At 72.1% G+C, this 26,225-nt stretch carries 22 protein-coding genes and 1 pseudogene; 11 read left to right on the forward strand and 12 right to left on the reverse strand.

Annotated features, from left to right (window positions below):
- Positions 1-8: 8 nt before the first annotated feature.
- Positions 9-2,462 carry a bifunctional (p)ppGpp synthetase/guanosine-3',5'-bis(diphosphate) 3'-pyrophosphohydrolase gene (locus AB0O15_RS26760; protein ID WP_364323511.1) on the forward strand — a complete coding sequence of 818 codons (2,454 nt, stop codon included), beginning with the start codon at positions 9-11 and terminating at the stop codon, positions 2,460-2,462.
- Positions 2,463-2,560: 98 nt separating this feature from the next.
- Here the strand turns inward: AB0O15_RS26760 and AB0O15_RS26765 are convergent, their stop codons facing one another.
- Together AB0O15_RS26765 and AB0O15_RS26770 are read right to left on the reverse strand one after the other, a co-directional pair.
- Entirely contained in the window at positions 2,561-3,442 is an 882-nt protein-coding gene (locus AB0O15_RS26765; protein WP_364323513.1) for a peptidylprolyl isomerase, read from the reverse strand.
- A gap of 31 nt (positions 3,443-3,473) precedes the next feature.
- Positions 3,474-4,346: a peptidylprolyl isomerase gene (locus AB0O15_RS26770; RefSeq protein ID WP_364323515.1), complete on the reverse strand. Its 873-nt coding sequence runs from the start codon at positions 4,344-4,346 to the stop codon at positions 3,474-3,476.
- Between the two features lie 153 nt (positions 4,347-4,499).
- Here AB0O15_RS26770 and AB0O15_RS26775 point away from each other — a divergent pair, with 153 nt between their 5' ends.
- The gene (locus AB0O15_RS26775) at positions 4,500-5,183 is read left to right on the forward strand and encodes an MBL fold metallo-hydrolase (RefSeq protein ID WP_364323517.1); all 684 of its coding nucleotides are present in this window, start codon (positions 4,500-4,502) and stop codon (positions 5,181-5,183) included.
- 15 nt (positions 5,184-5,198) lie between these two features.
- Positions 5,199-6,503 carry a histidine--tRNA ligase gene (gene hisS / locus AB0O15_RS26780; protein WP_364323519.1) on the forward strand — a complete coding sequence of 435 codons (1,305 nt, stop codon included), beginning with the start codon at positions 5,199-5,201 and terminating at the stop codon, positions 6,501-6,503.
- On the opposite strand, the gene AB0O15_RS26785 is transcribed toward hisS, so the two are convergent.
- The gene (locus AB0O15_RS26785) at positions 6,497-6,997 is read right to left on the reverse strand and encodes a PaaI family thioesterase (protein WP_364323523.1); all 501 of its coding nucleotides are present in this window, start codon (positions 6,995-6,997) and stop codon (positions 6,497-6,499) included. The two genes, hisS and AB0O15_RS26785, sit on opposite strands and share 7 nt — an antisense overlap.
- A 54-nt stretch (positions 6,998-7,051) precedes the next feature.
- Between AB0O15_RS26785 and AB0O15_RS26790 the strand changes: the two genes are divergently transcribed.
- From AB0O15_RS26790 to AB0O15_RS26815, 6 genes and pseudogenes are all read left to right on the forward strand, one after another.
- A complete protein-coding gene (locus AB0O15_RS26790; RefSeq protein WP_364323526.1) occupies positions 7,052-7,525 on the forward strand; it encodes a helix-turn-helix domain-containing protein in 474 nt (157 codons plus the stop codon).
- Positions 7,522-8,985, forward strand: a pseudogene (locus AB0O15_RS26795) (MFS transporter); the annotation flags it as partial. The gene AB0O15_RS26790 and the pseudogene AB0O15_RS26795, both read left to right, overlap by 4 nt.
- Before the next feature lie 169 nt (positions 8,986-9,154).
- A complete protein-coding gene (gene cphA / locus AB0O15_RS26800; protein WP_364323528.1) occupies positions 9,155-11,836 on the forward strand; it encodes a cyanophycin synthetase in 2,682 nt (893 codons plus the stop codon).
- Between the two features lie 540 nt (positions 11,837-12,376).
- On the forward strand, positions 12,377-14,665 hold the full coding sequence (locus AB0O15_RS26805; protein ID WP_364323530.1) for a protein kinase: 2,289 nt from the start codon (positions 12,377-12,379) through the stop codon (positions 14,663-14,665).
- Positions 14,666-14,855: 190 nt separating this feature from the next.
- A complete protein-coding gene (locus AB0O15_RS26810) occupies positions 14,856-15,119 on the forward strand; it encodes a hypothetical protein (RefSeq protein WP_364323532.1) in 264 nt (87 codons plus the stop codon).
- Positions 15,120-15,315: 196 nt separating this feature from the next.
- Complete coding sequence (locus tag AB0O15_RS26815) at positions 15,316-16,218, forward strand: sigma-70 family RNA polymerase sigma factor (RefSeq protein WP_364323535.1); 903 nt, start codon at positions 15,316-15,318, stop codon at positions 16,216-16,218.
- Between the two features lie 6 nt (positions 16,219-16,224).
- On the opposite strand, the gene AB0O15_RS26820 is transcribed toward AB0O15_RS26815, so the two are convergent.
- The 8 genes from AB0O15_RS26820 to AB0O15_RS26855 all read right to left on the reverse strand — a co-directional run bounded on the left by AB0O15_RS26820 (position 16,225) and on the right by AB0O15_RS26855 (position 22,391).
- On the reverse strand, positions 16,225-16,965 hold the full coding sequence (locus AB0O15_RS26820; protein ID WP_364323537.1) for an urease accessory protein UreD: 741 nt from the start codon (positions 16,963-16,965) through the stop codon (positions 16,225-16,227).
- Positions 16,965-17,675, reverse strand: a complete 711-nt coding sequence (gene ureG, locus AB0O15_RS26825) for an urease accessory protein UreG (protein ID WP_364323539.1) — start codon at positions 17,673-17,675, stop codon at positions 16,965-16,967. Before ureG ends, AB0O15_RS26820 begins: the two co-directional genes overlap by 1 nt.
- 16 nt (positions 17,676-17,691) lie before the next feature.
- Complete coding sequence (locus AB0O15_RS26830) at positions 17,692-18,336, reverse strand: urease accessory UreF family protein (RefSeq protein ID WP_364323541.1); 645 nt, start codon at positions 18,334-18,336, stop codon at positions 17,692-17,694.
- Positions 18,336-20,054 carry an urease subunit alpha gene (locus AB0O15_RS26835; RefSeq protein ID WP_364323543.1) on the reverse strand — a complete coding sequence of 573 codons (1,719 nt, stop codon included), beginning with the start codon at positions 20,052-20,054 and terminating at the stop codon, positions 18,336-18,338. The genes AB0O15_RS26830 and AB0O15_RS26835 overlap by 1 nt, the downstream gene beginning before the upstream one ends.
- The gene (locus AB0O15_RS26840) at positions 20,051-20,356 is read right to left on the reverse strand and encodes an urease subunit beta (protein ID WP_364323545.1); all 306 of its coding nucleotides are present in this window, start codon (positions 20,354-20,356) and stop codon (positions 20,051-20,053) included. The genes AB0O15_RS26835 and AB0O15_RS26840 overlap by 4 nt, the downstream gene beginning before the upstream one ends.
- On the reverse strand, positions 20,353-20,655 hold the full coding sequence (locus AB0O15_RS26845) for an urease subunit gamma (protein WP_364323548.1): 303 nt from the start codon (positions 20,653-20,655) through the stop codon (positions 20,353-20,355). The genes AB0O15_RS26840 and AB0O15_RS26845 overlap by 4 nt, the downstream gene beginning before the upstream one ends.
- A 105-nt stretch (positions 20,656-20,760) precedes the next feature.
- On the reverse strand, positions 20,761-21,138 hold the full coding sequence (locus tag AB0O15_RS26850) for a Rid family hydrolase (RefSeq protein WP_364323550.1): 378 nt from the start codon (positions 21,136-21,138) through the stop codon (positions 20,761-20,763).
- Complete coding sequence (locus tag AB0O15_RS26855; RefSeq protein WP_364323553.1) at positions 21,138-22,391, reverse strand: amidohydrolase/deacetylase family metallohydrolase; 1,254 nt, start codon at positions 22,389-22,391, stop codon at positions 21,138-21,140. Before AB0O15_RS26855 ends, AB0O15_RS26850 begins: the two co-directional genes overlap by 1 nt.
- Before the next feature lie 163 nt (positions 22,392-22,554).
- On the opposite strand from AB0O15_RS26855, the gene AB0O15_RS26860 reads away from it, so the two are divergent.
- Together AB0O15_RS26860 and AB0O15_RS26865 are read left to right on the forward strand one after the other, a co-directional pair.
- The gene (locus AB0O15_RS26860; protein ID WP_364323555.1) at positions 22,555-23,733 is read left to right on the forward strand and encodes an alanine racemase; all 1,179 of its coding nucleotides are present in this window, start codon (positions 22,555-22,557) and stop codon (positions 23,731-23,733) included.
- Positions 23,733-25,538, forward strand: a complete 1,806-nt coding sequence (locus AB0O15_RS26865; RefSeq protein WP_364323559.1) for a beta-N-acetylhexosaminidase — start codon at positions 23,733-23,735, stop codon at positions 25,536-25,538. Before AB0O15_RS26860 ends, AB0O15_RS26865 begins: the two co-directional genes overlap by 1 nt.
- 150 nt (positions 25,539-25,688) lie before the next feature.
- Here AB0O15_RS26865 and AB0O15_RS26870 read toward each other — a convergent pair whose 3' ends face one another.
- Complete coding sequence (locus tag AB0O15_RS26870; RefSeq protein WP_364323561.1) at positions 25,689-26,213, reverse strand: tetratricopeptide repeat protein; 525 nt, start codon at positions 26,211-26,213, stop codon at positions 25,689-25,691.
- Positions 26,214-26,225: the final 12 nt, after the last annotated feature.

Consider the following 26,225-nt stretch of genomic DNA (forward strand, 5'->3'; position numbering starts at 1 on the left):
GGAGGCCGGTGTCCAGCGACGTCGCACCCTCGACGGAGGACACGGTGCAGCCGGGCGGCTCGAGCGCGGCGGCCGAGGCCGTGTCGCCCGCCGCGGTGGAGAAGCCGGCTGAGCCGCCCGCGACCACGCCGGCCGAGAAAGCCGAGCCCGAGGTCGCCTCGCCGATGCCTCCGGCCGAAGAGGCTGCCGCCACGTTCGGGCTGGCCAGCGCGCCGACCGGGCGCCGGGTTCGGGCCCGGCTCGCCCGGTTCAACGCGCCGTGGCAGAGCACGCAGGTCAGCGAGGTTCTCGAGCCGCTGATCGCGACCCATCGGGCCTCGCACCCGAAGGCCGACGGGCGGGCGTTGCAGCGGGCCTTCGACGTCGCCGCGCGGTGGCATTCGGGGCAGTACCGCAAGTCCGGCGACCCGTACATCACACATCCGCTGGCCGTGGCGACGATTCTGGCCAACCTCGGGATGGACACCACCACGCTGGTGGCGGCGCTGCTGCATGACACGATCGAGGACACCGACTACTCGCTCGACTCGATGAAGGAAGACTTCGGGCCCGAGGTGGCGCTGCTGGTCGACGGCGTGACGAAGCTCGACCGGGTGAAACTGGGCGACGCGGCCAAGGCCGAGACGATCCGCAAGATGGTCGTGGCGATGGCCAAGGACCCGCGGGTGCTCGTCATCAAGCTGGCCGACCGGCTGCACAACATGCGTACCCTCACCTTCCTGCCGCGGGCCAAGCAGGAGCAGAAGGCCAAGGAGACGCTGGAGATCCTCGCGCCGCTGGCCCACCGGCTCGGTATGAACACGATCAAGTGGGAGCTCGAGGACCTCGCGTTCGGCACGCTGTTCCCGAAGCGGTTCGAAGAGATCAACCGGCTCATCGGCGAGCACCAGCCGCAGCGTGAGGCGTTGTTGCGCCAGGTGACGAACCGGGTCTCGCTCGACCTCAAGTCGGCGAAGATCAAGGCCGAGACGACCGGCCGGCCCAAGCACCTGTACTCGATCTATCAGAAGATGATCGTGCGGGGCCGCGACTTCAACGACATCTACGACCTGGTCGGCGTGCGGATCCTGGTGGACACCGTGCGTGACTGCTATGCGGCGCTCGGGGTGATCCACGCGAACTGGCAGCCGGTGCCGGGCCGGTTCAAGGACTACATCGCGATGCCGAAGTTCAACATGTACCAGTCGTTGCACACGACGGTGATCGGCCCGACCGGCAAGCCGGTCGAGATGCAGATCCGTACGTTCGCGATGCACCGGACGGCGGAGTTCGGCATCGCCGCGCACTGGAAGTACAAGGAGCAGAAGGGCGCGACGATCGTCGGGCCGCCGGCGCACATCGACGAGATGACCTGGCTGCGGCAGCTTCTCGACTGGCAGCGGGAGGCGAGCGACCCGTCCGAGTTCCTGGACGCGTTGCGCTTCGACCTGTCCAGCCAGGAGGTGTACGTCTTCACGCCGAAGGGCGACGTGATCCCGCTGCCGACCGGGTCGACGCCGGTCGACTTCGCGTACGCGGTGCACACCGAGGTCGGCCACAAGTGCATCGGCGCCCGGGTGAACGGCAAGCTGGTGCCGCTGGAGTCCACGTTGTCCAACGGCGACGTGATCGAGATCTTCACGTCGAAGTCGGCGACGGCCGGCCCGACGCAGGACTGGCTCGGGTACGTGAAGAGCCCGCGGGCGCGTACGAAGATCAGGCAGTACTTCAACAAGGAACGCCGCGAGGAAGCGATCGAGATCGGCAAGGAGTCGATCGTCAAGGCGATGCGCAAGCAGGGTCTGCCCCTGCAGCGCATGATGACGAGCGAGAACCTGCAGACGATCGCCCGCGACCTGCACCTGGCCGACCTGGCGTCGCTCTACGCGGCGGTCGGTGACAGCACCGTCTCGGCCCAGTCCGTGGTGCAGAAGCTGGTGGCCGGCTTCGGTGGCGAGGAAGGCGCGGTCGAGGACATCGCCGAGACCGCCGTCGCGACCCGCCCGCCGCGCAACCGCGGCACCGCACAGGACCCGGGCGTGGTGGTCAAGGATGTCAGCGACGTCTGGGTGAAGCTGGCCCGCTGCTGCACGCCGGTGCCGGGCGACGCCGTCTTCGGCTTCGTCACCCGCTCCGGCGGCGTGAGCGTGCACCGCGAAGACTGCGCGAACGCGGAAGACCTGCGTGAGCAGAGCGAGCGTGTGGTCGAGGTGACCTGGAAGCCGACGTCGGCGTCCACGTTCCTGGTGGCGATCCAGGTCGAGGCGCTCGATCGGCACAAGTTGCTGGCCGACGTGACCCGGGTGCTGTCCGAGGAGCGGGTGAACATCCTGTCGGCCACGGTGACCACGACCCGCGATCGGGTGGCGGTCAGCCGGTTCACGTTCGAGATGGCCGACCCGAAGCACCTGGGCCACCTGGTCGCCGCGGTGCGCAAGGTGGACGGTGTGTTCGACGCATACCGCGTGACGTCCGGCGCATAAGCAAAAGCGGCTGGCCCCGGTAAGCAAAAGCGGCGGGCCCCGGTGAAGGAGCCCGCCGCGATCGAAGACGCGATCGACGAAGGTTAAGCAGACGAAGGTTAAGCAGCCGCCATCGCCAGGGACTTGATCTCGATCTCGACCTTGGGGTGCCCGTCACCGGGGCCGTTCGCATCGTCCACGCCGCCCTTGGCGACCTTCTGGATGATGTCCATGCCCTTGGTGATGCTGCCCAGCAGGGTGTAGTCGGGCGGGAGCGGCGTCTCGCCGTACACGATGAAGAACTGGCTGCCGGTCGAGCCCGGCTCCTGGGTCTTGGCCATCGCGATCGAGCCGACCGGGTACGCGCCCGCGTTGGCGCCACTGCCGTCGGCCGGCGGGGACGCGCCGCCACCGGCCGCGTTGGTCGGCAGGTTCTCCTCGGCGTACCGGAAGCTGGGGCCGCCGGTACCGTCGGTCTTGCGGTAGCCCTTGCCCTTGGCGGTCGGGTCACCACACTGGAGCACCTTGATGCCCTGGGTGGTCATCCGGTGGCACTTGGAGCCGTCCCAGAATTTCTTGCTGGCGAGGAACTCGAAGGCGGACGCGGTGCACGGCGTCTTCGACTTGTCCACAGTGGCCTCGACGACGCCCAGCGAGGTGGTCATCGTCAGGGTGTCCTTGCCGATGTTCGAGGCGCTGGCCGGCGGGGTGCCGACGTCGACCGGCTTGGCGCCGCCCTGGGCCTCGCCACCGGCCTCGGGCGTCCAGGTGCAGGCGACCGTGCCGGGCGGGGGCGCGCCGGCCTCGTTCTTCGGCTTGTCGTCGTTGCCGAGCGCGGTGACCAGCCAGATGGCTCCACCGGCGACGACCACGACGGCGATTGCCGCACCGATGATGGTCTGCCGCTGACGGCGCTTCCGGGCGGCCTCGGCGCGCTCGGCCATCTCCTTCTCGAGCCGGGCCCGCGCCGCCGCGCGCTGCCGGTCCTTTATCGACGACACGGTTGTCCTCCTGCTTTGCTGACTGACCTACTCAGGACTGGGTGCTCGCCGACGGAGCGGGCGCGGGTGCGTCGCCGGCCACGGCGTCGCCCACCGTCAGCGTCTGGATGAGAATCTTGTCCTTGGGCTTCACCTTGTCGCCCGCGGCGTTCGCCACGGTCGGCAGCTTGGCGATCTTGGTGAGCGTGTCCTGGCCACCGGTGACCTTGCCGATGATCGGGTACTGCGCCTGGTCCTTCGGCGCGTAGTCCTTGAAGAACACCAGGAACTGGCTGCCGTTGTTGCCCGGCGGGTCGCTGATCAGGGCGACGGTGCCGGCCGGGTACGCCGGCGGGGTGGCCGGCGAGGCCGGGGCCGACGGGGCGGCGGAGGGCAGGGTCGGGACGTCCTCGTTGTAGAACGTGTACGTCGGACCGCCGAGCCCGTCGCCGCCGGGGTCACCGCAGCGCAGCGCGCCGTACGCGGTGATCTCGGTGCATTCGGTGTTGTCGTAGAACTTCTTCGACGCCAGGTAGAACATGCTCTCGCCGCCGCACGGGGCGGTCGTGAGGTTCAGGTCGGCGGTGATCGGCGCGCCCTGGTTGGTGGTGATCGTCAGCGGCCGGGTGCCGGTGGTCGGGATGCCGTCGGCCGGCGGGGTGCCGACGTCCTTGAGGGAAGGAGTGTTGGCGGCGTTCTGCGGGGTCCACGCGCAGATGTCGTCGGCGGCGGGGTCGACCGGCGGTTTGCTGTCGAAGACGCCGCCCAGCCAGGCGATGCCGCCGGCGATCAGCAGGACCGCCAGGCCGGCGCCCGCACCGGCCCGCAGCCGCCGGGTGCGGCGCTGCTGGACGGCACGCTTCTCCAACTGGCGATCGAGCTTCGCCCGGGCGAGCTTGCGCTGCCGGTCCTTGCTGGGTGTCACCCGGTGTTCCCTTCCCGTTCGCACTGTGGCGGAGGCCTCACGCCACACCGCGAGAGAGTGTACGGGTATGGGCTGAGAAAGTGGTGTGCGGCTGTCCCGGATAGGCTCATAGGATTCCGACACCGGTAAAAACCGCGAGAGGAGCACCCCGCCGTGCTGGTCACCGGCTTCCCCGCGGAGGCGTTCGGCACGAACTGTTATGTCGTGGCGTCCGCGCCCGGCGAGCAGTGCCTGATCGTCGACCCGGGAATCGGGGTGCTCGACGACCTGGCCGAGGTGCTGGCCGAGCACCGGCTGCAACCGGCCGCCGTGCTGCTCACCCACGGGCACCTCGACCACACCTTCTCGGTGGCGCCGGTGTGTGGCGCCCGCGGCATCACGGCCTATCTCCACCCGGCCGACCGCGAGATGCTCGCCGACCCGCAGAAGGGTCTGAGCATGAACCTCGACCAGCTCTTCGGCGGGCGGCTGCCCTATGCCGAGCCCGACGATGTCGCCGAGCTGACCGACGGCGCCACGCTGAGCCTGGCCGGGCTCGAGGTGACCGTCGACCACGCGCCGGGCCATACCGGCGGGTCGGTGCTGTTCCGCCTGCCCGGCGCCGGCAGCCGGTGGGAGACCGAGCAGGTCTGCCTCTCCGGTGACGTGCTCTTCGCGGGTTCCATCGGACGCACCGACCTGCCGGGCGGCAGCACCGACACGATGCTGACCAGCTTGCGGGACAAGATCCTGCCGCTGTCCGACGACACCGTCGTCCTGCCCGGCCACGGCCCCGAGACGACCATCGGCCGTGAGCGCGCCAGTAACCCGTACCTCCAGGAACTGGTCGCTCGATGAAGAAAGCGAAACACCGTGCCTATTTCCGGCTTCCCTGAGTGGCTCCCGCCCCAGCGGATGATCGAGCAGTACGTCCTGGACCGCATCCGGACCACCTTCGAGCTGTACGGCTTCGCGCCCCTGGAGACGCGTGCCGTCGAGCCCGTCGACACCTTGCTGAGCAAGGGCGAGACGTCGAAGGAGGTCTACCTGCTGCGCCGGCTCCAGGAAGATCCCCGCGACCGGACCGATGACACGCTGGGCCTCCACTTCGACCTGACCGTGCCATTCGCGCGGTTCGTGGTGGAGAACGCGGGCAAGCTCAACTTCCCGTTCCGCCGCTACCAGATCCAGAAGGTGTGGCGGGGCGAGCGCCCGCAGGAGGGCCGGTACCGCGAGTTCCTCCAGGCCGACATCGACGTGGTCGACCGCGACACGCTGCCGTTCCACTACGACACCGAGATGCCGCTGGTGATCGGTGACGTGTTCGCCGGCCTGCCGATCCCGCGGGCCACGATCCTGGTCAACAACCGCAAGGTGTGCGAGGGCTTCTACCGGGGGCTCGGGCTGGCCGATACCGATCAGGTCCTGCGTACCGTGGACAAGCTGGACCGGATCGGCCCGGAGAAGGTCGCCGATCTGCTGATCGAGACCGCCGGCGCCTCGGCGAGCCAGGCCGCGGCCTGCCTCGAGCTGGCCGCGATCTCGGCCGTGGACGGCTCGTTCGCCGACGCGGTGGCCAAGCTCGGCGTCAGCGATCCGCTGCTCGACGAGGGTCTGGCCGAGCTGCTCCGGGTGGTGGAGACGGCCGGGCGGCACGCGCCGGGTCTGGTGCGGGCCGAGCTCAAGATCGCGCGCGGCCTCGACTACTACACCGGCACCGTCTACGAGACCCAGCTCGAGGGGTACGAGCGCTACGGCTCGATCTGCTCCGGCGGCCGGTACGACAACCTGGCCGCCTCGGGCAACGAGCGGTTCCCCGGCGTGGGCATCTCGATCGGGGTGTCCCGGATGCTCGGGCTGCTGTTCGGGCACGACGCGTTGTCCGTGTCCCGCAAGGTGCCGACCTGCGTGCTGGTGGCGCTGCCGGACGAGGAGCAGCGGCCCGACTGCGACCGGATCGCGGCGTCGCTGCGCGGCCGGGGGATCAGCACCGAGGTGGCGCCGGTCCCGGCGAAGTTCGGCAAGCAGATCCGGTTCGCCGAGCGGCGCGGCATTCCGTACGTGTGGTTCCCGGGCGAGACCGACGAGGTGAAGGACATCCGCTCGGGCGCGCAGGTGGCGGCGGACGCGGCGACGTGGTCGCCGCCGGCCGAAGACCTGCAGCCCGCCTTTTACTGAGAAAAGATCATGCAGGTCGAGGTGGCGTGCGCGGCGAGCCGGCCCTGGGCGTCGGTGAGCCGCGCCTCGGCCAGCGCGGTCCGGCGGCCGCGCTGGAGCACCGAGCCGGTGCAGGTCAGCCGGCCCGAGGCGATGGTGATCGGGCGCAGGAACTTCACCGTCAGGTCGAGCGAGGTGTAGCCGACCCCGGCCGGCAGCGTCGACTGCACCGAGCAGGCGGCGGCAGTGTCGAGCAGCGTGGAGATCACGCCGCCGTGCACCGAGCCGAGCGGGTTGTAGTGGAACTCCTGCGGCTCGAGGAACACGCTGACGCTGCCCTCCTCGACCGCGATCCCCTCGGCGCCGATCAGCCGCATGACCGGCGGGGCCGGCAGGTCGCCCTTGACCATGGCCTGCAGCAGCTCGAGGCCGGTCGCCCCACCCGCCAGCGTGGGGCCGTACGCGGCCGGGTCGGACCACTCGAAGGTGCGGGTGCGAGGCTGGGTCTGGGTCATGGACGCAGTTCAGCACGGCTTGCTAGGTCTGTCAACAAGACCTAGCCTGGCGGCATGCACCCGCGAGCCCTCGACTACTCGGTGGACAACTGCACCATCGGCCGCGCCATGGAGATCCTCGGCGAGAAGTGGACGATGGTCGTGATGCGCGAGGTGTTCCAGGGGATCCGGCGCTTCGACGACATGCGAGTCCGCACCGCGATCCCGCGTCAGGTGCTGTCCAACCGGCTGGCCATGCTGGTCGAGACCGGCATGCTGCGCAAGGTGCCCTATCGCGATCCCGGCTCCCGGGAGCGCCACGAGTACCGGCCGACCGACAAGGGGCTGGAGATCTATCCGGTCCTGGTCACGATCGCCGCCTGGGGTGAGCGCTACCTGGCCGGGCCCGAGGGGCCGCCGCAGATCTTCGTGCACCGCGACTGCGGGGCCGAGGTGCACGCCGAGCTGCACTGCGCGGCCGGCCATCACATCACCGGCAACCGGGACGTCGTGGGCGAGCTCGGACCCGGCGCTACGCTGCGCGGGTGAACTGGGCGCCCCTGCGGAACCGGATCTTCCTGGGCCTGTGGATCGGCGTCCTGGCCAGCAACATCGGCACCTGGATGCAGACCGTCGGCGCGCAGTGGCTGGTGGTCCACGAACCGGACGCCGCGACCTGGGTGAGCCTGGTGCAGGCGGTGACCATGCTGCCGGTTCTGCTGCTCGCGCTGCCGGCCGGCGCGGTGGCCGACGAGCTGGACCGGCGGCGGCTGCTGCTCGGCGTCCAGCTGGTCCTGCTGATCGTCGCCTCGGCGCTGGCCGCGCTGACCGCCCTCGACCTGATGTCGCCCCCGCTGCTGCTGGCCTTCACCTTCGCGCTGGGGATCGGGCAGGCCCTGACCCTGCCGACCTGGCAGGCGATCATCCCCGAGGTGGTGCCGCGGGACGAGCTCCCGGCCGCCTCCTCGCTGGGCGCGGTGAACACCAACCTGGCTCGTTCGGCCGGTCCCGCGGTCGCCGGGCTGATCGTCGCGCAGGCCGGTCCCGCGGTGGTGTTCGGGCTGAACGCGCTCTCCTTCGCGATCTTCGCGGTGGTGCTGCTGCGATGGCGGCGGCCGCTGGAGAAGAAGCACGCGGAGCGGTTCGGCCCGGCACTGCGGTCGGGGGCGCGCTATGTGGAGCACACCCCTGAGGTACGCCGGATCCTGCTGCGCGTGGCGTTGTTCGTGTTGCCCGGCAGCGTGGTGTGGAGCCTGCTGCCGCTGGTCGCGCGGGCCGGGCTGGGCCTCGGCGCGCAGGGGTACGGCATCCTGCTGGCCGCGCTCGGGATCGGCGCGATCGGCGGCGCGCTGCTGATGCCCCGGCTCCGGCGATGGACCACGCCCGACGTGCTGATCGTCGCGGCCGGTCTGGCGTACACCATCGCCCTGATCTTGATCGGTCTGGTCCGGAACCCGGTCGTCGTGGTGGCGGCGCTGGTCGTCGCGGGCCTGGCGTGGATGACGCTGGTGTCGCGGATGAACGCGGCGATGCAGCTGTTCCTGCCGAACTGGGTGCGCGCCCGGGGCTTCGCCGTCTACCAGGTGGTGTTCGCGGGCGGGCAGGCGCTGGGCGCGGTGGTGTGGGGTCAGGTGACCGGGCTGACCAACCTGACGACGGCGTTCCTGGCGGCGGCCGCGGTGATTCTGGCCGGCACGCTGACCGTGCGGTGGCTGCCGCTGCACACCCGCGAGGGCATGGACCGCGGTCCGGCCAGCTACTGGCCCGAGCCCCACCTGATGCTCCAGCCGCACCTCGACGAGGGCCCGGTGATGGTCCAGGCCGTCTGGACGGTTCCGGCGTCCGCGTCCGCGGACTTCGTCGAGGCGATGGAGGCCGTACGCCGATCCCGGCTGCAGACCGGCGCCACCCGCTGGGACCTGTTCCGGGACGGCGAGCAGCCGGCCCAGTACGTCGAGGTCTACCTGGTGCCCACCTGGGCCGAGCACCTGGCCCAGCACGAGGACCGGCTGACCGGCGCCGACGAACGCGCCGAGGAGGCCGCGGCCGCGCTGGCCTCGGGCCCGGCCCGAGGTGACCCACCTGCTGCCCGCGGACTCCACCGATTAGTCCAATGTTACGGATTTGTTCCGTTTACCCTTAAGCCCTATCCAAGCCGGGGCAACGGGGGCGGTCCGTGTGGAGATCATCAGTGTCCGTCACCTGCGCGGCCCGAACGTGCACGTCGCCCGCCCGGCCATGGTCGCCCGGCTCGGCCTGGGCGAGCTGACCGGCCGCGAGACCAGCGACGTCGAGGGCTTCCCGGAACGGCTGCTGCGGATGCTGCCCGGGCTGGCCGAGCACCACTGCGCGGCCGGCGTGCCCGGCGGGTTCGTGAGCCGGATGCGCGGCGGGACCTACTTCGGCCACGTGACCGAGCACGTCTGCCTCGAGTTGTCCCAGCGGATCGGCCGGGACGTGAGCTTCGGGCGGACCGTGTCCTCGGGCGTCCGCGGTGAGTACGACGTGATCGTCGAATGCCCGCCGGACGAGGCGCCGTTCGTGGGGGAGGCGCTGCTGGCCGCCGCGGTCGACCTGGTCCGGTCGGTCGTCGAGGGATCCGTCCCGGCCGAGCCGCCGCTGGAACGGTTGCGGGAACTGGCCGACCGCGCCGCCACCGGGCCCAGCACCTCGGCCATCGTGGCCGCCGCCCGCCGCCGCGGCATCCCGGTCGAACGCCTCACCGACCTCAGCCTGCTCCGCCTCGGCTGGGGCAACCGCCGCCGGATGGCCTGGGCGGCGATGACCGACCGGACCGGCGGCGTCGGCATCGACATCGCCGGGGACAAGCAGATCACCCGCGAGCTGCTGACCGACGCCGGCGTGCCGGTGGTGCCGGGCGGCGCGGCGGCCACCGCCGACGAGGCGGTCGCCTGGCTCTCGCGGCTGGGTGGTCCGGTCGTGGTCAAGCCCCGGTACGGCCGTCAGGGCGAGCACGTGGCGCTCGGGCTGACCACGCCGGCGCAGGTGGTCGCCGCGTTCACCGCGGCCGGCGGCGACGTGGTCGTGGAACGGCAGCTGCCCGGCCGCGACTACCGCGTGCTCGTGGTGGCCGGCGAGATCGTGGCCGTCGCCGAGCGGATCGCCGCCCACCTGGTCGGCGACGGCGAGCACACCGTCGGCGAGCTGATCGACCGGGCCAACGCCGATCCGCGCCGGGGCGAGGGCCACACCCGGGTGCTGACCCGGATGCGGGTCGACGAGGTGGCGGCCGAGGTGCTGCGCCGGCAGGGCTGCACGCTGGCCACCGTCCCGGCGGCCGGGCGCGAGGTCTGGCTGCGGGAGAACGCCAACCTGTCCACCGGGGGCACCAGCCGGGACGTCACCGACCGGCGGCACCCCGACGTGTCCCGGCTCTGCCTGCGGGTGGCCGGGCTGGTCGGGCTGGACGTGGCCGGGATCGACCTGCGGCTGCCGGACATCGGCGAGCCGGTGCCACCGTCGGCCGACCCGTCGCTCACCAGCGCCGGGATCATCGAGGTGAACGCGGTCCCGGGCCTGCGGATGCACCTCGCCCCGGTGCAGGGCAAGGCCCGCGACGCCGGGGACGCGATCGTGGCGGCGATGTTCCCGGCCGGCTCGGACGGGCGGATCCCGCTGGCCTCGGTGACCGGGACCAACGGGAAGACCAGCGTGGCGCGGCTGGCCGCGTACCTGCTCGAAGGGTCTGGTCTGAAGGTTGGTCTGACCTGCACGGACGGCGTGAGCATCGACGGCCGGACGATCTACTCCGGTGACGCCACCGGGCCGCGCTCGGCGCAGATGGTGCTCGGCGACCCGGGTGTGCAGGCGGCCGTCCTGGAGACCGCGCGCGGTGGCATCCTGCGGCGTGGCCTGGGCTACGACTGGTCCGACGTCGGGGTCGTCACCAACATCACCGGCGACCACCTGGGCCAGGACGGGCTCGAGTCGATCGAGGACGTCGCGCACGTCAAGGCCCTGGTCGCGGAGCGGGTGAAGGACGGCGGCACGCTGGTGCTCAACGCCGACGATCCGTACGTCCGCAACCTGCCGGAGCGGCCGCGGGTGCGCGCCGAGCACAAGCGGATCGTCTGGTTCGCCGAGGACGCCCGGCTTCCGGTGGTGGACGCGCACCTGGCCAAGGGCGGGATGGCGTACGTGCTCCAGGACGGCTGGCTGGTGCAGGCGGTGGGCGCCCGGCGTACGCCGCTGATCCGGATCGCCGAGCTGCGCGGGGCGTACGGCGGCGCCGCGCCCTACCAGGCGATGAACGCGCTGGCGGCGATCGCGACGGCCCGGGCCATGGGCGCCTCGCAGGACGTGGTGCTGGAACGGCTGACCACCTTCGACCCGCCGTCGCACAACCCGGGGCGCGGCACCCTGCTGCGGCGCGGCGACGTCTCGCTGTTCGTGGACTCGGCGCACAACCCGGCGGCGCTCGCGGCCGCGCTGCGTACCCTCCACAAGCTCTTCGGCGCCGACCGGTGCCTGGCCGTGGTGACGCTGCCCGGCGACCGCCGCGACGACCTGATCGCCGCCTCGGCCCAGGTGCTCGCCGACGGGGTCGCGCGGGCCGTCCTGCACGAGGACGATGACCTGCGGGGACGCACGCCGGGGGAGGTGGTCGCGCTGGTGGAGCGCGAGATGCGCGGGCGGCGGCCGGTGATGCGATCGGTACGGGCGGACGGCTACCGCGAGGCGGTCACGACGGCGCTGGGGATGGCCGATCCGGGCGACGTGATCCTGGTGCTCTACGAGAAGATGGCGCCGATGCTGGCGCTGCTCACCGAGCTCGGTGCGGTGCCGGCCGACCCGCTGGTCGTGCGAAAACGCCGTACCGCCCAGGTTGTGGCCGATTAAAGCATGATCGACGTCGAGCCATGGGCCGATCAGGCGAGGTTGCGCAGGTGAGGATGGCTGATCTCCATCGTTGGAGGGGGGCAAAAGCCACTCTCCGGATGGCGACTCTCCGTAATCATTGCCGGTGGGGCTGTCGGATATCTGGTTAAGACACCGACAAATATGCTCGGTGCGTAACCTCATGGCCACAGTTGGTATATCTATTCCAGAGTGGATTCCCCGATCGGGTGAGTAGCTCGACATCCGACGAATCCTGTCTAAATGGACGCCCCCCCTTGGTAACGAGCCGATAAACCGGCTCTGAGCTGCTGAAACGCTGATGTTTGCAGTGCTCATACCCCTTTGTTCGGCCGGGCCACACAGAGTGACGACGTGCAGGTCATCCCGCTATTCGAGCAGTCGAGATAGTGGCCGAACGTCGGCTAACATCCGTGCCGTCGATGGGGAAAGCTGACGGTCCAGGTGGCCCGGACGCGCCCCCGGCGTCGAGAAGCATGGCGGTGCATCTCGACGTTTTCTCGAACGCGCATGTGGGGGCACATGAGCACGACGGACCTGCCCGGTTCGAGTCTGCTGGCCAACCGCTATCGGTTGGTCGAGCGACTCGGCGCCGGCGGGATGTCAGTGGTGTGGCGAGGCTTCGACGAGGTCCTCGGACGCCAGGTGGCGGTCAAGGTGCTGCCGCCCTCGACGAGCTCGGACTCGTCGTTCCGGCGACGACTGCGTGCGGAAGCGCAGGCGGCCGCCCGGTTGAGCCACCCCAACATCACCAATGTGTACGACTACGGCGAGGCCGTGACGGTCGACGGCGAGCCCGTCCCGTACGTGGTCATGGAGCTGGTCGACGGCGAGTCGCTCGCCGCCGTGCTGGCCCGCTCCCGGCGGCTCCCGTGGCCCGCCGCCGTACGCATCGCCGCCGAGGTCTCCGCCGCGCTGGCCGCTGCCCACGCCCGGGGCATCGTGCACCGCGACGTCACCCCGGCCAACGTCATGCTCACCCCGACCGGGGCCAAGGTCGTCGACTTCGGCATCTCCGCGCTGATCGGCGAGAACGACATCGACCCGGACGGCAGCCTGCTCGGCACGCCGGCCTACCTCGCGCCCGAGCGGCTCGAGGGCGGCCAGGTCAGCCCGGCCACCGACGTCTACGCGGTCGGCCTGCTGATCTACCGCACCCTGATCGGGCAGCTGCCCTGGGACGTCGGCACCACGACCGCCCTGCTGCGGGCCCACCAGTACACCGAGCCCGACCCGCTGCCGCCGGTCGAGGGCCTCCCGCTCGCCGTCTCCGACCTGGTCGAGCGGTGCCTGGGCAAGCGGCCCGACGCGCGGCCGTCCAGCGCCGAGCTCGCCGAGGTCCTGGCCGGAGCGTCCGCGGGCGCCCCGGTGTCGCGCAGCTACGTCCCCGAGTGGGCGGCGGACAGCGGCGAGGACACCACGATCCTGCCCAGCGCCTACCCGTACACCGACGGTCTCGGCCGCATCCGGCCCGGCTACGCCCGCGCCGCCGACGGCCCGGTCCAGGCCGGGCGTGGGGTCGCCGCGGTGCGTGCGGCCGCCGACGGTCCGGCCGGCCTGGCCGCCGCGAGCGCGATGACCGCGGCGGCGGAAGAGAGCGCGCCGATCTCGCCGGCGCCCGGCAACCCGCCGATGCCGATCGCGGTCGCCGAGGTCGAGGCCGCCGTCGACGGGGCTCCTCCGCTGGCCCCCGGCCGCGCCCCCGGTCGCAACAATCGCTTCGGGGCCCTGCCCCTCCCCGCCCCGGTGGGCGGCGCTCCCGACAACTCGGCCACCGCCCTGCGGCCGGCCTTCGGAGCGCCCGTCGCACCGGACCAGGCCCCGGGTGGTGGCGGAACGCCGCCTCCGGGCTCGGACCGGCCGGCCGGTGCCGGTTCGAGCGCGCCCCGGCCTCGGCCGGGTCGCACGCACGGCCGCCGCGTGCTCATCGTGGCGGGAACGGTCGCGCTGCTCGGCGCGGCCACGTACGCATGGTCGCTCGCGGCCAGTGGCGGAGGTCGCACTCCCTCCGTCACGGGGCAGCCGCAGCCCAGTGTGCTGGCCGCGTCGGGCAAGTGCGTGGTGAGCTACGCGGTCTGGTCCGAGGCCGACAAGAGGTTCAAGGCGTCGGTCACGGTGGCGAACCGGGACAACCAGGCGATCAAGAACTGGAACCTCTGGTTCATCATGCCCGGCGACCAGGTGCTCAACAGCAACGGCCAGGCCGGCGTCAACCTCGACCAGCAGCAGCAGGCGGTCACCGTGAAGGGCGCGGCGACGCTCAGCCCGCAGAAGGCGATCACGCTCGACCTGACCGGGCGGTACGACATCAGCAACGCCGCGCCGATGGTGTTCCAGCTCGGCGGGCAGACCTGTGACACGTACGTCTCGCCGAAGCCCGGCGCGCCGTCGCAGCCGGTCCAGCGCCTCTCGAACGGCGACGTCCGGCTGGGCCCGCCGGTGGCGCCGAACACGGTGCCGGGCATCCGGATCGGCCCCAACGGTGTGGCGACGCCGGTCCCGGTGCCCTCCAAGAGCACCGGGCCGCCCAGGAACCCCGGCAACGGGAACGGCGATCCCACCACCCCGGTCAACACCGACAGCAAGGACCCGGACTGCACCACCGTGCCGGGCGGGTGCGATGCCGACCCCGACCCGAACAGCCCGGGCAGCGGTGTCATCAACTCCGGCTCGGCGTCCGCGTCGGCCTCGGCTTCGGCCTCGCCCTCACCCAGCAAGTCGTCACCGTCGCCGCTCAGCACCGACGACGACGAGCCGCTGCCCGAGGTCGGCGGCGGCGATGGCGGCGGGAGCAACCTGACCGCGGAGTGACCGTTTCGTTACGCATGATCGGTCGGCTGGTGATCAGCCGGCCGATCATGGCGTTATGGTGAGGTTGCGGGCGCGTTCCTCCGCTTTTTCACCCGTGTCGGCGTGCCTGCGAGTCGGCTGACAGCTTCGCGTGGATGATGGCGCTGTCAGCTAGGTCACAGAGCAATACGTCGCATACGGGGAGCTCGTAATGATCAGCATTGTTGAGGACCTGGCGGCGGAGGCACTGTTCGTCTCCGACCTGCAGCCCTCGGACTGCCCGAACCAGGGCCGGGTCCAGGACGCGGTCACCGCGATGATCCTGCGCCACGGCAGTGACGGCTGTGCCGCCGCCGTGGCCGAGGAGTTCGGTGATCACCCTGAGGTGGCCGTGCGCCGGATGAGCTGGGTTCGCCAGGAGTTGCGGCTCGTGGTGGTCGCGCCTCGGCGGCCGGTCGGCGTCCCGCGGGCCTAGCTCGGCCTCGTTCCTGAGCGCTTCGAACGCTTCCTGAGGACTTTTCGCAAAAAACACCATAAAAGCAACCGAGTTCCGCCGCGCCTGCACCTGGGGGCGGCCAACGTTCTCCTCGTCAGCCGGTTGGCGCTGGGTCTTCCCGCGTCCGCCGGAGCATCCGGCCCCCGGCCGGATCGCACTTGCGAGGAGGACCACCGTGATCGTTACGACCGATCTCCCCGCCGCCGTCGGCGCCACCCACGACGCGCCTTCCGCGCGTGACATCGAGGACCTCGTCCGCGAGCACATGCCGATGGTTGGCCACCTGGTCCGGGAACTGCTCAACCGAGTACCCGGCCATGTCCACTCCGACGACCTGTCGTCCGCGGGATTCGCCGCGCTGCTCGGCGCCGCCCGGTCGTTCGACGTCAGTCGCGGCATCCCGTTCCACCGCTTCGCCGCGGTACGCATCCGCGGGGCGCTGCTGGACGAGCTGCGGGGCCAGGACTGGGCGAGCCGCTCCGTCCGCGCCCGGGCCCGCAAGACCACGGCCGCCCGGTCCGAGCTGACCGCGGCGCTGGGGCGGACGCCCACCGACGTCGAAGTGGCCGAGATGCTCGGCATCGGCGTGGCCGAGCTGGCCGCCGTCGAGGACGACGTGCAGAAGGCCGCGCTGCTCAGCCTCCAGGGCTTCCCCACCGGGGCGGCCGAGGAGATGGTGCCCGAGCAGTCCGAAGGCCCCGAGGACCTGCTGCTCAAGCGGGAACGCCTGGGCTACCTGCACCAGGCGATCCAGGCCCTGCCCGAGCGGCTGCGCCAGGTCGTCACCGAGTCGTTCCTGCAGGAGCAGCCGCTGAGCGACGTGGCGGCCCGGCTGGGCGTGACCGAGTCGCGCATCTCCCAGCTCCGCACCGAGGCGCTGCGTCTGCTGCGGGAGGGGCTGAACAGCTCCCTGGCGCCGGAACTGCTCACCGTGGCGGCCGGCGGGCCGCGTACGCGTAAGGGGTGTCTGCAGCGCCGCCGCACGGAGTATTTCGAGCGCGTGGCCACCCAGGGCAACCTGCGGACCAGGCTGGCGCTGACCGACGCCCACGGGGTGCCGATCGCCGTCGCGGCCTGATCGCGTTCAGGCCGCCGTCGTCGCGGCCGGCTGGGGTGTGCAGAGCGGATCCAGGGCGGCGCGGACCTCGCGGATGTCGGCGCCCACCACCGTCGCCAGCACGCCCGGGCCGGCCAGGGGCATCACGGCCGCGGTCTCGGCCGGCCGGTAGGGGTCAGGCAGGTCGGTCCCGGCCAGGATGACGGAGCCGGTGGCGCGGGCCTGACCCAGCACGGCCGCCCCGGACCACCCCGGGGCGTCGGGGCCGACGGTCAGGCGGTGGCGATAGAGGGTGCGGCCGGCATAGCGGATGGTGGTGTCGGCGCGGACGGCGCCGCTCGGCTCGTGGTGGCGGCCGCAGACCAGGTCGTCGCGCCAGAGCAGGGCGCCGCCCTCGGCCACCTCGACCTCGGTGATCGCGTGGTGGTCGCAGCCGGCGGCGGCGATGGTGGGCTCGGGCAGCCAGCGGAGGCTGCCCTCGACGCTCGCCTTGATGTGCAGGCGGGACGGGGGCGCGGGGCGGCCGGGCAGGAGCAGGGTGGCGGCCACGCTGCGGATCTCCAGGTCGGCGCCGGGGCCCACCTCGATCTCCAGCCGCAGGTCGTCGCCCCGCAGGGGGCCCGCCGCCCCGCCGACCAGGTGCACGGTCACCGCGGGCCGGTGGGGGCCGGTGCGGCGCAGCAGCAGGGGGGACTCGCCGCGGAGGACGGTCAGGCGGGTGGCGCCGGAACGGTCGGCCTCGGCGACGACCCGCGCGGCCGCGCGCATCAGGCGGGGGCGGCGGCGCGGGACCTGACCAGCATGCGGATCCAGTCGGCCACGGGGGTGGCGGCGCGGTCCTCGACCAGGGACAGGAACGCGGTGGGCAGGTCGCCCCGCCGGGCCCGGGCGTCTCGGTCCATGACGCTCAGGTCGGCGCCGACGAGGGGGGCCAGGTCGGTCTTGTTGATCACCAGGAGGTCGGCCGTGGTGACGCCGGGACCGCCCTTGCGCGGGACCTTGTCGCCGCCGGCCACGTCGACCACGAAGATCTGGTGGTCGATCAGGCCCTTGCTGAACGTGGCGGTCAGGTTGTCGCCGCCGCTCTCGACCAGGACCAGGTCGAGCGGGCCCAGGGCGTCCTCCAGGTCTTCCACGGCGTCGAGGTTGGCCGAGATGTCGTCGCGGATCGCGGTGTGCGGGCAGCAGCCGGTCTCGACGGCCCGGATGCGTTCGGCCGGCAGGACGCCGTTGCGGAGCAGGAAGTCGGCGTCCTCGGTGGTGTAGATGTCGTTGGTCACCACGGCCAGGCGGAGCTCGTCGCCGAGCGCTCGGCACAGGGCCGCGACCAGGGCGGTCTTGCCGGAGCCGACCGGGCCGCCGATGCCGATGCGCAGCGCCCGCGCTCCGGCGGACAGCGGCGTGTGCGGGTCGACGCCCGGGTCGGGGTGGGTGTGCGGCACCTCGTCGGGGCCGTGCTCGTGCGGGTGATCGGTCATGGGACAAACACCTTCCTTACGATGCGAAGAGCCGCACTTCCCAGCTCGCGTGGTGCTCGGCGCCGATGTCGAGCAGGGGTGCGCCGTCCGCGGGCAGGTCGTCGACGGGTGAGTCGGCGAACGCCACCGCTTCCGCCGCGATCCGGTCGCAGTCGGGGGCCAGCGCGGCGATCAGCGCGTGCGCCGCGTAGGGGTCGAAGCCCAGCAACCGCACGGCCGCGCCGGCCGGCCCGGTCACCGTGCCGTGGGCGGCCGCGGTCGCCGCCTCGAGCGGGCCGAGCCCGGCCGCCGCGGCGACCACGCCGAGCGCGATGGGGTGATGAGGCTCGCGCAGGTCGCGCGAGACCGGCCACATCGCCCGGCCGGCCCGGAGCAGAGCACGACCCTGCGCGCGCGAGGCCTTCCGCAGCGCGGGCGACGGAGTCCGGGCGTCCAGCCCCTCGTCGAGAGAACCGAGCCGCGCGGAGGAAAAGCAGGCGGCGGCCGCGAAGGCCGCCGCCACCAGGCCGGAGGTGTGCAGGCGGCCGCGCAGGAAGCCGTCCAGCCCGGCCAGGTCGCGCACCCGCCCGGCCGACACGGCCGCCTCGAAGCCGCCGGAATGCGCGTGCCCGCCCGCGGGCAGCCGCCCGTCGGCGAGCACGAGCAGGGTGGCCAGCGACATCAGAACAGGAAGTAGCGCTGGGCCATCGGCAGCTCGGTGACCGGATCGGGCTCGACCACCTCACCGTCGACGCGGACGGTGAACGTGTCCGGCTCGACCTCGATGCGGGGCAGGGCGTCGTTCAGCGGCATGTCCGCCTTGCCGACCCGGCGGGTGTCGGCCACCGGCGCGAACGGCCGCTTGCAGCCGACCCGGTCGCCGACCAGGGCGTCGAGCGCGGCCTGGGCGACGAACGCCACCGAGGTCTGCGCGGGCACCGAACCGTACGCGCCGAACATCGGCCGGGGCAGCATCGGCTGCGGGGTGGGTATCGAGGCGTTGGCGTCGCCCATCTGGGCGTACGCGATCATGCCGCCCTTGATGACCAGCGCCGGGCGCACGCCGAAGAAGGCGGGGTCCCAGAGCACCAGGTCGGCCAGCTTCCCGGGCTCGACCGAGCCGACCAGGTCGGCCATCCCGTGCGCGACCGCGGGGCAGATCGTGTACTTCGCGACGTAGCGGCGGGCGCGCAGGTTGTCGGCGCCGTTGTCGCCGGGCAGCGAGCCGCGGCGCGCCTTCATCACGTGGGCGGTCTGCCAGGTTCGCAGGATGACCTCGCCGACCCGGCCCATGGCCTGCGAGTCGGAGCCGATCATCGAGATCGCGCCGAGGTCGTGCAGCAGGTCTTCGGCGGCCATCGTGGACGGCCGGATCCGGCTCTCGGCGAACGCCAGGTCTTCCGGCACCGACGCGTTCAGGTGGTGGCAGACCATCAGCATGTCGAGGTGTTCGCTGAGGGTGTTCCGCGTGTACGGCCGGGTCGGGTTGGTCGACGACGGCAGCACGTTGGGGTGGGAGGCGACGGTGATGATGTCCGGCGCGTGCCCGCCGCCGGCGCCCTCGGTGTGGTACGCGTGGATCGACCGCCCGCCGATGGCCCGCAGCGTCTCCTCGACGAACCCGGCCTCGTTCAGCGTGTCGGTGTGGATGGCCACCTGCACGCCGGACGCGTCGGCCACCTCGAGCGCGGCGTTGATCACGGCCGGGGTGGTGCCCCAGTCTTCGTGGAGCTTGAAGCCGCCCGCCCCGCCGCGCAGCTGTTCCCACATCGACTCGGCCGACATCGTGTTGCCCTTGCCGAGCAGCAGCACGTTGATCGGCCAGGCGTCGATCGCCTCGAGCATGCGGGCCAGGTGCCAGGCGTTGGGTGTGACCGTGGTGGCCTTGGTGCCCTCGGCCGGCCCGGTGCCGCCGCCGATGATCGTGGTGATGCCGGAGGCCAGCGCGGTGTCCAGGATGGTGGGGCTGATCAGGTGGACGTGACTGTCGATGGCCCCGGCGGTGAGGATCTTGCCGTTGCCGGCGATCACCTCGGTGCCGCCGCCGATGACCAGGTCGGGGTGTACGCCGTCCATGATGTCGGGGTTGCCGGCCTTGCCGAGCGCCACGATCCGGCCGTCGCGGATGCCGACGTCGGCCTTGACGATGCCCCAGTGGTCGAGCACCACGGCGCCGGTGATGATCGTGTCGGGGGTGCCCTCGGCGCGGGTGGCGCGGGACTGGCCCATCGACTCGCGGATCACCTTGCCGCCGCCGAAGACCACCTCGTCGCCGGCCGTGCGGCCGCCGCTGCGGTCCTCCTCGATCTCGATCAGCAGGTTGGTGTCGGCGAGCCGGATGCGGTCGCCGGCGGTGGGTCCGTAGAGGGCGGCGTACCGGCCCCGATCGAGCGTGCTCACAGCGGCCCACCGGCCAGTCCGCGCAGGCCGGGCACGATGCGGCGGCCGGACAGCGGCACCAGGACGATGTCTCGGGGCATGCCCGGTTCGAAGCGCACCGAGGTGCCCGCCGGGACCGCGAGCCGGTGACCCCAGGCGGCGTCCCGGTCGAACGCCAGCGCCTCGTTGGACTCGGCGAAGTGGAAGTGGGAGCCGACCTGCACGGGGCGGTCGCCGGTGTTGCGTACGGTCAGGGCCAGCTCGGGCCGGCCGATGTTGATCTCCACCTCACCGGCGCCGTGGATCACCTCGCCCGGGATCATGTGATCGGCCCGTGCACGGTGACCAGCTTGGTGCCGTCCGGGAAGGTCGCTTCCACCTGCACCTCCGGCAGCATCTCGGGCACACCCTCGAGCACGTCATCGCGGGTGAGCACGCGACGACCGGCGTCCATCAGGTCGGCCACCGTGCGGCCGTCACGCGCGCCCTCGAGCAGGAACGCGGTGATGATCGCGGTGGCCTCGGGGTAGTTGAGCCTGAGCCCACGCTCCCGCCGCCGGGTCGCGACGTCGGCCGCGACGTGGATGAGCAGCCGTTCCTGCTCGTGCTGGCTGAGGAACAACGGACCTCCCTGGTGTCGCCCAGCGCATGTTTGCAGCCTGGTGTTGCCGGCGTGTTACGCGATCTTCGCACTCCGTCACCGCGCGGACGGCCGCCGAAACGCCGGTCAGCCCAGGTAGAGAATCGCGTCGACCTCGATCTCCATGCCGCGCAGGTCGACCGGGATGGTCGTGCGGACCGGCGGGTGCTCGCCGCCGAAGTATTCGCCGTACACCTCGTTCATCGCCGCGAAGTTGTCGAAGTCGCGCAGGTAGACGCCGACCCGGACGGCCTGGTCGAGGCTGGCGCTGGCGGCCTCGGCGACGGCGGCGAGGTTGCGGAAGGCGGCATGGGCCTGGTCGGCGAACGAGCCGGTCACCCGGGTGCCGTCGGGCAACGCGGGCACCGCCCCGGCCAGGTAGACGGTGTCGCCGGCGACGATCGCCTGCGAGTACGGGCCGCCGGCGGGCGCGGCCTTGTCGGTGCTGACGGAACGCTTGGGCATCAGGACTCCTCGATATCGCGGGGAAACTGCTCGGCCAGCCCGTCCACGCCCACGAGCGGCGTGGACAGGAGATCGCGGAAGGCATTCTCGCGCTCCCGCAGAGCGGTCGTCTGCCCCTCGGTGAGCGGGACCCAGGGCGGCGGGGGAGCGGCGAACTGGGCCGGCAGGCAGCGGCCGCCCACGAACGTATGCCGGTTGACCAGCCGGAACGGGACCGTGCGGGTCTGCCGGTGCGCGTCCGTCAACTCCTGTGGCTGATCGATCCGGGTGAACACCGCCACATCGGCGGGCGAGCCGGGCGCGAGGGAGCCGGCCTGCAGACCCAGGGCCGTCGCCGGACGGATGGTGACGCTCGCCACCACCTCGTCGAGCGGCAGCCCGGCGGCGATCAGCTTGGCCATCGTGGTCGGCAGGTCGAACACCGGCCCGTAGACCGAGCGCGCGTGCAGGTCGGTGGAGATCGTGTGCGGCGGCATTCCGCTCGCCAGCTGCGCCTCGGCCACGTCGAACGCGAACGCGCCGGACCCGTGCCCGATGTCGAAGAGCACGCCACGCGCGTACGCCTCGCGGGCCGCCGGGCCGGTCGGCCGGCCCAGCCCGCTCGCGCAATGGGTGAGAATGTCGCCCGGCCGCAGCAGCTCGAGCACGTCGGCCAGGGCCGGCGGCGTCGTTCCGATGTGGACCATCACCGGCACGCCACACTCGCGCGCCGCGATCAGCCCCCGCCGCAACGGCTCCACACCGTTGTCACCGACGGTCTCCCGATCGATCCGCACCTTCACGCCACACAGGAGGTCGCGATGCTCCCGGATCGCCCGGGCCGCGAGATCAGGGTCACAATTCGCAAGATCAACACCTTCGCCGGTACGGGCGGAGAGGCCCTGACCGGCGATGTTGAGCAACGCGCGTACGCGGACCCGCCGGCTCGCCGCGAACTCCCGCAGCCCGGCCACCGAGTAGGCGCCCGCCGACCCCGCGTCGACCCAGGTGGTCACCCCGGTGTGCCAGGCGATCGGGTCGGGGTCGAGGCCCCAGTAACCGGCGCCCGGATAGACATGCGTGTGCAGGTCGACCAGGCCGGGCAGGACCAGGTCACCGGTCACGTCCACGGTCGCGTGGGCGTCGCCGGGCAGGCCCGCGCCCACGTCGGCGATCAGGCCACCGCGGATGGCCACGTCCAGCCGGCCACGCTGCCCGCCGCCCGGATCGAGCACCTCGCCCCCGGTCAGCAGCAGGTCGTACGGCTCGGGCATGCGCTCTCCGGAAAATGTCGGTGGTGATTGCTAGGTTTTGAGGGCTCTTCGCGACCTACCTCAACATCAAACCTTGCGTAACCTTCGCATTGGATCTCCACCGTCGCGAAGAGACCTCGAACTGACTCCATCGTTTCAGCGATCACTGGTCAAGGGAGGCAGGATGCTCGACATCCCCGACGAGCCGATCGACTGGCGGGCCAAGGGTTTCTGGTCGCCCTCCGGCGGCGGGCCGGCGCGCGGGTCGAGCATCTTCGACGGCGGGTTCACCTGGCCGCTGCTCACCATCCGGGAATCGGCCGTGCGGGCCAACATCGCGACGATGGCCGCGTACGCCGCTCGGCATGGTCTTGATTTCGCTCCGCACGCCAAGACGACGATGGCGCCGCGGCTGCTCGACCTGCAGCTCGAGGCGGGCGCGTGGGGGCTGACGGTGGCCACGCCCAACCAGGCGCTCGTGCTGCGCCGGCTGGGCGTACCCCGAGTCCTGATCGCCAACGAAGTGCTCGAACCCGCCGCCCTCCGCTGGCTCGCCACCGAGGTCGCGGCCGGGTGGGCGGTCTGGTTCCAGGTCGATTCGGTCGCCGGGGTCACGGCCGCCGCCGAGGCCGCCTCCGCCGCCGGGGGCCACCTGCGGGTGCTGGTCGAGCTCGGACACGCGGGGGGCCGCACGGGCGTGCGCGATCTCGGGGAGATGGAAGCGGTGGCGCGCGCGGTCTCCGCTTCGCCGGCGCTTTCGCTGTCGGGCGTGACCGGGTACGAAGGGCAGCTGTCCGACGAGCCCTCGGTCGACGCCTTCCTCGACCAGCTCGCGGCCGGTGTGCGCCGCCTGGGCGAGGCCGGGCTGCTGCCTCCGACGCCGATGGTGTCGGCCGGCGGCAGCGCGTGGTTCGACCGGGTCACCGCGCGGCTGGCCGGGGCCGGGCTGGGGCAGCTGATCCTGCGCAGCGGCGCGTCGGTCACCCACGACGACGGCTTCTACCGCGAGAAAACCCCGTTCAACCGGGTGCCCGCCGAGGGCCCGTTGACCGCCGCGATGGAGATGTGGGCCCAGATCATCTCGGTGCCCGAGCCCGGGCTGGCCCTGGCCGGCCTGGGCAAACGTGACGCGCCGTTCGACGAGGGCCTGCCGATCGTGCTCGAGCCGGCCACCGGCCTGACCGTGACCAAGCTCAACGACCACCATTGCTACCTGCGCGTCGCCCCCGACATGCCGGTGCGCCCCGGCGACCTGATCCGCTTCGGCCTCTCCCACCCGTGCACGGCGTTCGACAAGTGGCGCGACATCCCGCTCGTCGACGACGAGCGCCGCCTGGTCGACGTCCTGCACACCTATCTCTGATGGGCTCCCGATCCGTGCCGGCCACCCCGGCCGCCGTGCCCGGCGTTGTCCCCGCGCCTGCTTCCTGCGTTGTTCCTGCGTCCGCTTCCGGCGTGGTGTCGGCCGAGCGCACCCGCGACCTGACCGACCTGCCGCTGTCCTACCCGCCGGCGCTCTCCGGGGTGGCGACCTGGCTGCGCGGCGTCCTCCAGCCGGTCGGCGTGGCCCTGCCCGACGGCCCCGCCGGGCTTCCCGCGCCGGTGGCTCTTGACGCCGCGCTGCCCGCCTTCACTCCGTCTCCTGGGCTCGCCGCCGCCTCCTCCTCCGCCACCTCCTCCTCCGCCTCTACCACCGCCCCCGCCTCCGCCGACTCCGCCGGCGGCGCTGCTCGGGTCGGTGGGGTTGGCATCGTGCTCGCGCTCGACGAGTCCCGGCCGGCTGAGGGATATCGGCTGGTCGTCTCCGGCGCCGAGGTGTCGGTGACCGGGGGCTCGGCCGCCGGCGTGTTCTACGGGCTCCAGACGTTGCGTCAGTTGCTGCCACCGGCCTTCCTGCGGCGGGCGCTGCCGGCGCCCGCCGCGCCGATCGTTCCCCAGGTCGAGATCGACGACGCGCCGCGGTTCCGGTGGCGCGGCGTGATGCTCGACGTGGCGCGCCACTTCATGCCGGTGGCCGACGTGCTGCGGTTCATCGACCTGGTCGCGTTCCACAAGCTCAACGTGCTGCACCTGCACCTGACCGACGACCAGGGCTGGCGGCTCGAAGTGCCCGGCTGGCCGCGGCTGACCGAGGTCGGGGCGTGGCGGCCGCGCAGCATGCTGGGCTCGTCGTCACACGGGCGCTACGACGACCGCCCGCACGGCGGCTTCTACCTGGCCGACGACCTGCGCGAGATCGTGGCCTACGCCGCCGCGCGCCAGGTCACGGTGGTCCCCGAGATCGACCTGCCCGGGCACATGCAGGCGGCGATCGCGGCCTACCCCGAACTGGGCAACGGCGCGACCCCCTCCGTACGCACCGCCTGGGGCATCTCCACCCACCTGCTGAACGTCTCCGACACGGCCGTGGGTTTCGTCCGCGACGTGCTCACCCAGGTCTGCGAGCTCTTCCCGGCCGAGACCATCGGCATCGGCGGCGACGAATGCCCGCCCGGGGAGTGGGCCGAGTCGCCGGCGGTGGTCCAGTTCCGGCGCGACCACGACCTCGCCGACGAACGCGCCGTGCACGCCTGGTGGATCGCCCAGGCCGCCGGGCATCTGCGCTCGCTGGGCCGCCGCGCCTACGGCTGGGACGAGATCCTCGACGGCGGCGCGCCCGACGGCGCCCTGGTCGCGGCCTGGCGTGGCCCGGCCCGAACTGCCCGCGCGGCCCGGGCCGGCCACGAGGTCGTCGCCTGCCCCGACACCGCGGTCTACCTCGACTACCGCCAGTCCGAACTCCCCGGCGAGCCCACCCCCGTCGGCACCCTGCTGCCGCTCGACGACCTGCTGACCTTCGACCCGGTCCCACCCGGCCTGACCGAGGCCGAGGCGTCCCGGGTGATCGGCGCCCAGGCCAACCTGTGGACCGAACACATGGAATCCGCGCGCCGCGTCGACTACATGGCGTTCCCGCGGCTGGCCGCCTTCGCCGAGGCCGTCTGGCACCCGGCGGCCGACTTCCCGGCGCGGCTGCCCGCCCACCTCGACCGGCTGGCCGCGCTGGGCGTCAACTACCGCCCGCCGTCCGGCCCCCGCCCGTGGGACGCCCGCCCCGACGCGCCCGGCCGCCCCCGCACCCGACAGGACCGCGACGACGAACTCTCCGCCATGACCGCCGAGCCCTGACCCGGCCCTTGATGGTGGTCGGCTTCGCGCCGGAGACCATGTCGGCCACGGATTCTGAACTCCTGGGCCGTTGCCCTCAGCGACTCAGGTCGCCGCGACGGCGGTCTGGGCGCCGTCGTCGCTTGATGGCGGCCGGGGCTGGACCGGGGGTCAGTCGTGGACGTCGGACTCGGGGTCAGCGGTGGGGTCGGGCTCGATGAGGAGGCGGGCGTAGTTGGCCATCGAACGCTGGTAGCGGGGGAGGTGGGCGGCCAGCGCGCCGACGGCCACGGCGACGGCCTCGCGTTCGCGGCCCACGTCGGTCAGGGCCAGGGCCAGGACGGCTCGGGCCGCGTCGTCGAGGTGGTCGGACGGTTGTTTCAGCTCGTCCTCGAGCAGGGCGACGCTCTCCTGGGAACGGCCCAGGTTGCGCAGGGAGCTGGCCATCTGGATCACCGAGCGGCGGCGGCGCTCGCCGGTCACGCCCGCGTCCAGGGCCTGGCGGTAGAGGGGGACGGCCAGATCGGAGTGTCCGGTCGAGTCGAGAGCGCAGGCGCGTTCGAAGAAACCCTCGGGCGCGGCCGGCGGGAGTTCCTCGACCAGCTTCTCGATGAGCGTCAGGAACTCCGGCTCGTCGTAGTCGTCCATCGTGGCCCACAGGGCGGCCACGCGCTGCTCCCAATCCCCCGTCTGCATCCCGACAGCGTC

Origin of the sequence: Actinoplanes sp. NPDC089786, assembly GCF_040684855.1 — a bacterium.
Taxonomy (GTDB): Bacteria; Actinomycetota; Actinomycetes; order Mycobacteriales; family Micromonosporaceae; genus Actinoplanes.

What these genes read in the sequence shown, in the direction of transcription:
- AB0O15_RS26870 (WP_364323561.1), bottom strand. Translation starts at nt 26,213, where the DNA reads ATGCAGACGGGGGATTGGGAGCAGCGCGTGGCCGCCCTGTGGGCCACG.
- AB0O15_RS26810 (WP_364323532.1), top strand. Translation starts at nt 14,856, where the DNA reads ATGATCAGCATTGTTGAGGACCTGGCGGCGGAGGCACTGTTCGTCTCC.
- AB0O15_RS26860 (WP_364323555.1), top strand. Translation starts at nt 22,555, where the DNA reads ATGCTCGACATCCCCGACGAGCCGATCGACTGGCGGGCCAAGGGTTTC.
- AB0O15_RS26785 (WP_364323523.1), bottom strand. Translation starts at nt 6,997, where the DNA reads ATGACCCAGACCCAGCCTCGCACCCGCACCTTCGAGTGGTCCGACCCG.
- AB0O15_RS26840 (WP_364323545.1), bottom strand. Translation starts at nt 20,356, where the DNA reads ATGATCCCGGGCGAGGTGATCCACGGCGCCGGTGAGGTGGAGATCAAC.
- AB0O15_RS26850 (WP_364323550.1), bottom strand. Translation starts at nt 21,138, where the DNA reads ATGCCCAAGCGTTCCGTCAGCACCGACAAGGCCGCGCCCGCCGGCGGC.
- AB0O15_RS26830 (WP_364323541.1), bottom strand. Translation starts at nt 18,336, where the DNA reads ATGTCGCTGGCCACCCTGCTCGTGCTCGCCGACGGGCGGCTGCCCGCG.
- AB0O15_RS26855 (WP_364323553.1), bottom strand. Translation starts at nt 22,391, where the DNA reads ATGCCCGAGCCGTACGACCTGCTGCTGACCGGGGGCGAGGTGCTCGAT.
- AB0O15_RS26865 (WP_364323559.1), top strand. Translation starts at nt 23,733, where the DNA reads ATGGGCTCCCGATCCGTGCCGGCCACCCCGGCCGCCGTGCCCGGCGTT.
- ureG (WP_364323539.1), bottom strand. Translation starts at nt 17,675, where the DNA reads ATGACCGATCACCCGCACGAGCACGGCCCCGACGAGGTGCCGCACACC.
- AB0O15_RS26820 (WP_364323537.1), bottom strand. Translation starts at nt 16,965, where the DNA reads ATGCGCGCGGCCGCGCGGGTCGTCGCCGAGGCCGACCGTTCCGGCGCC.
- AB0O15_RS26805 (WP_364323530.1), top strand. Translation starts at nt 12,377, where the DNA reads ATGAGCACGACGGACCTGCCCGGTTCGAGTCTGCTGGCCAACCGCTAT.
- AB0O15_RS26790 (WP_364323526.1), top strand. Translation starts at nt 7,052, where the DNA reads ATGCACCCGCGAGCCCTCGACTACTCGGTGGACAACTGCACCATCGGC.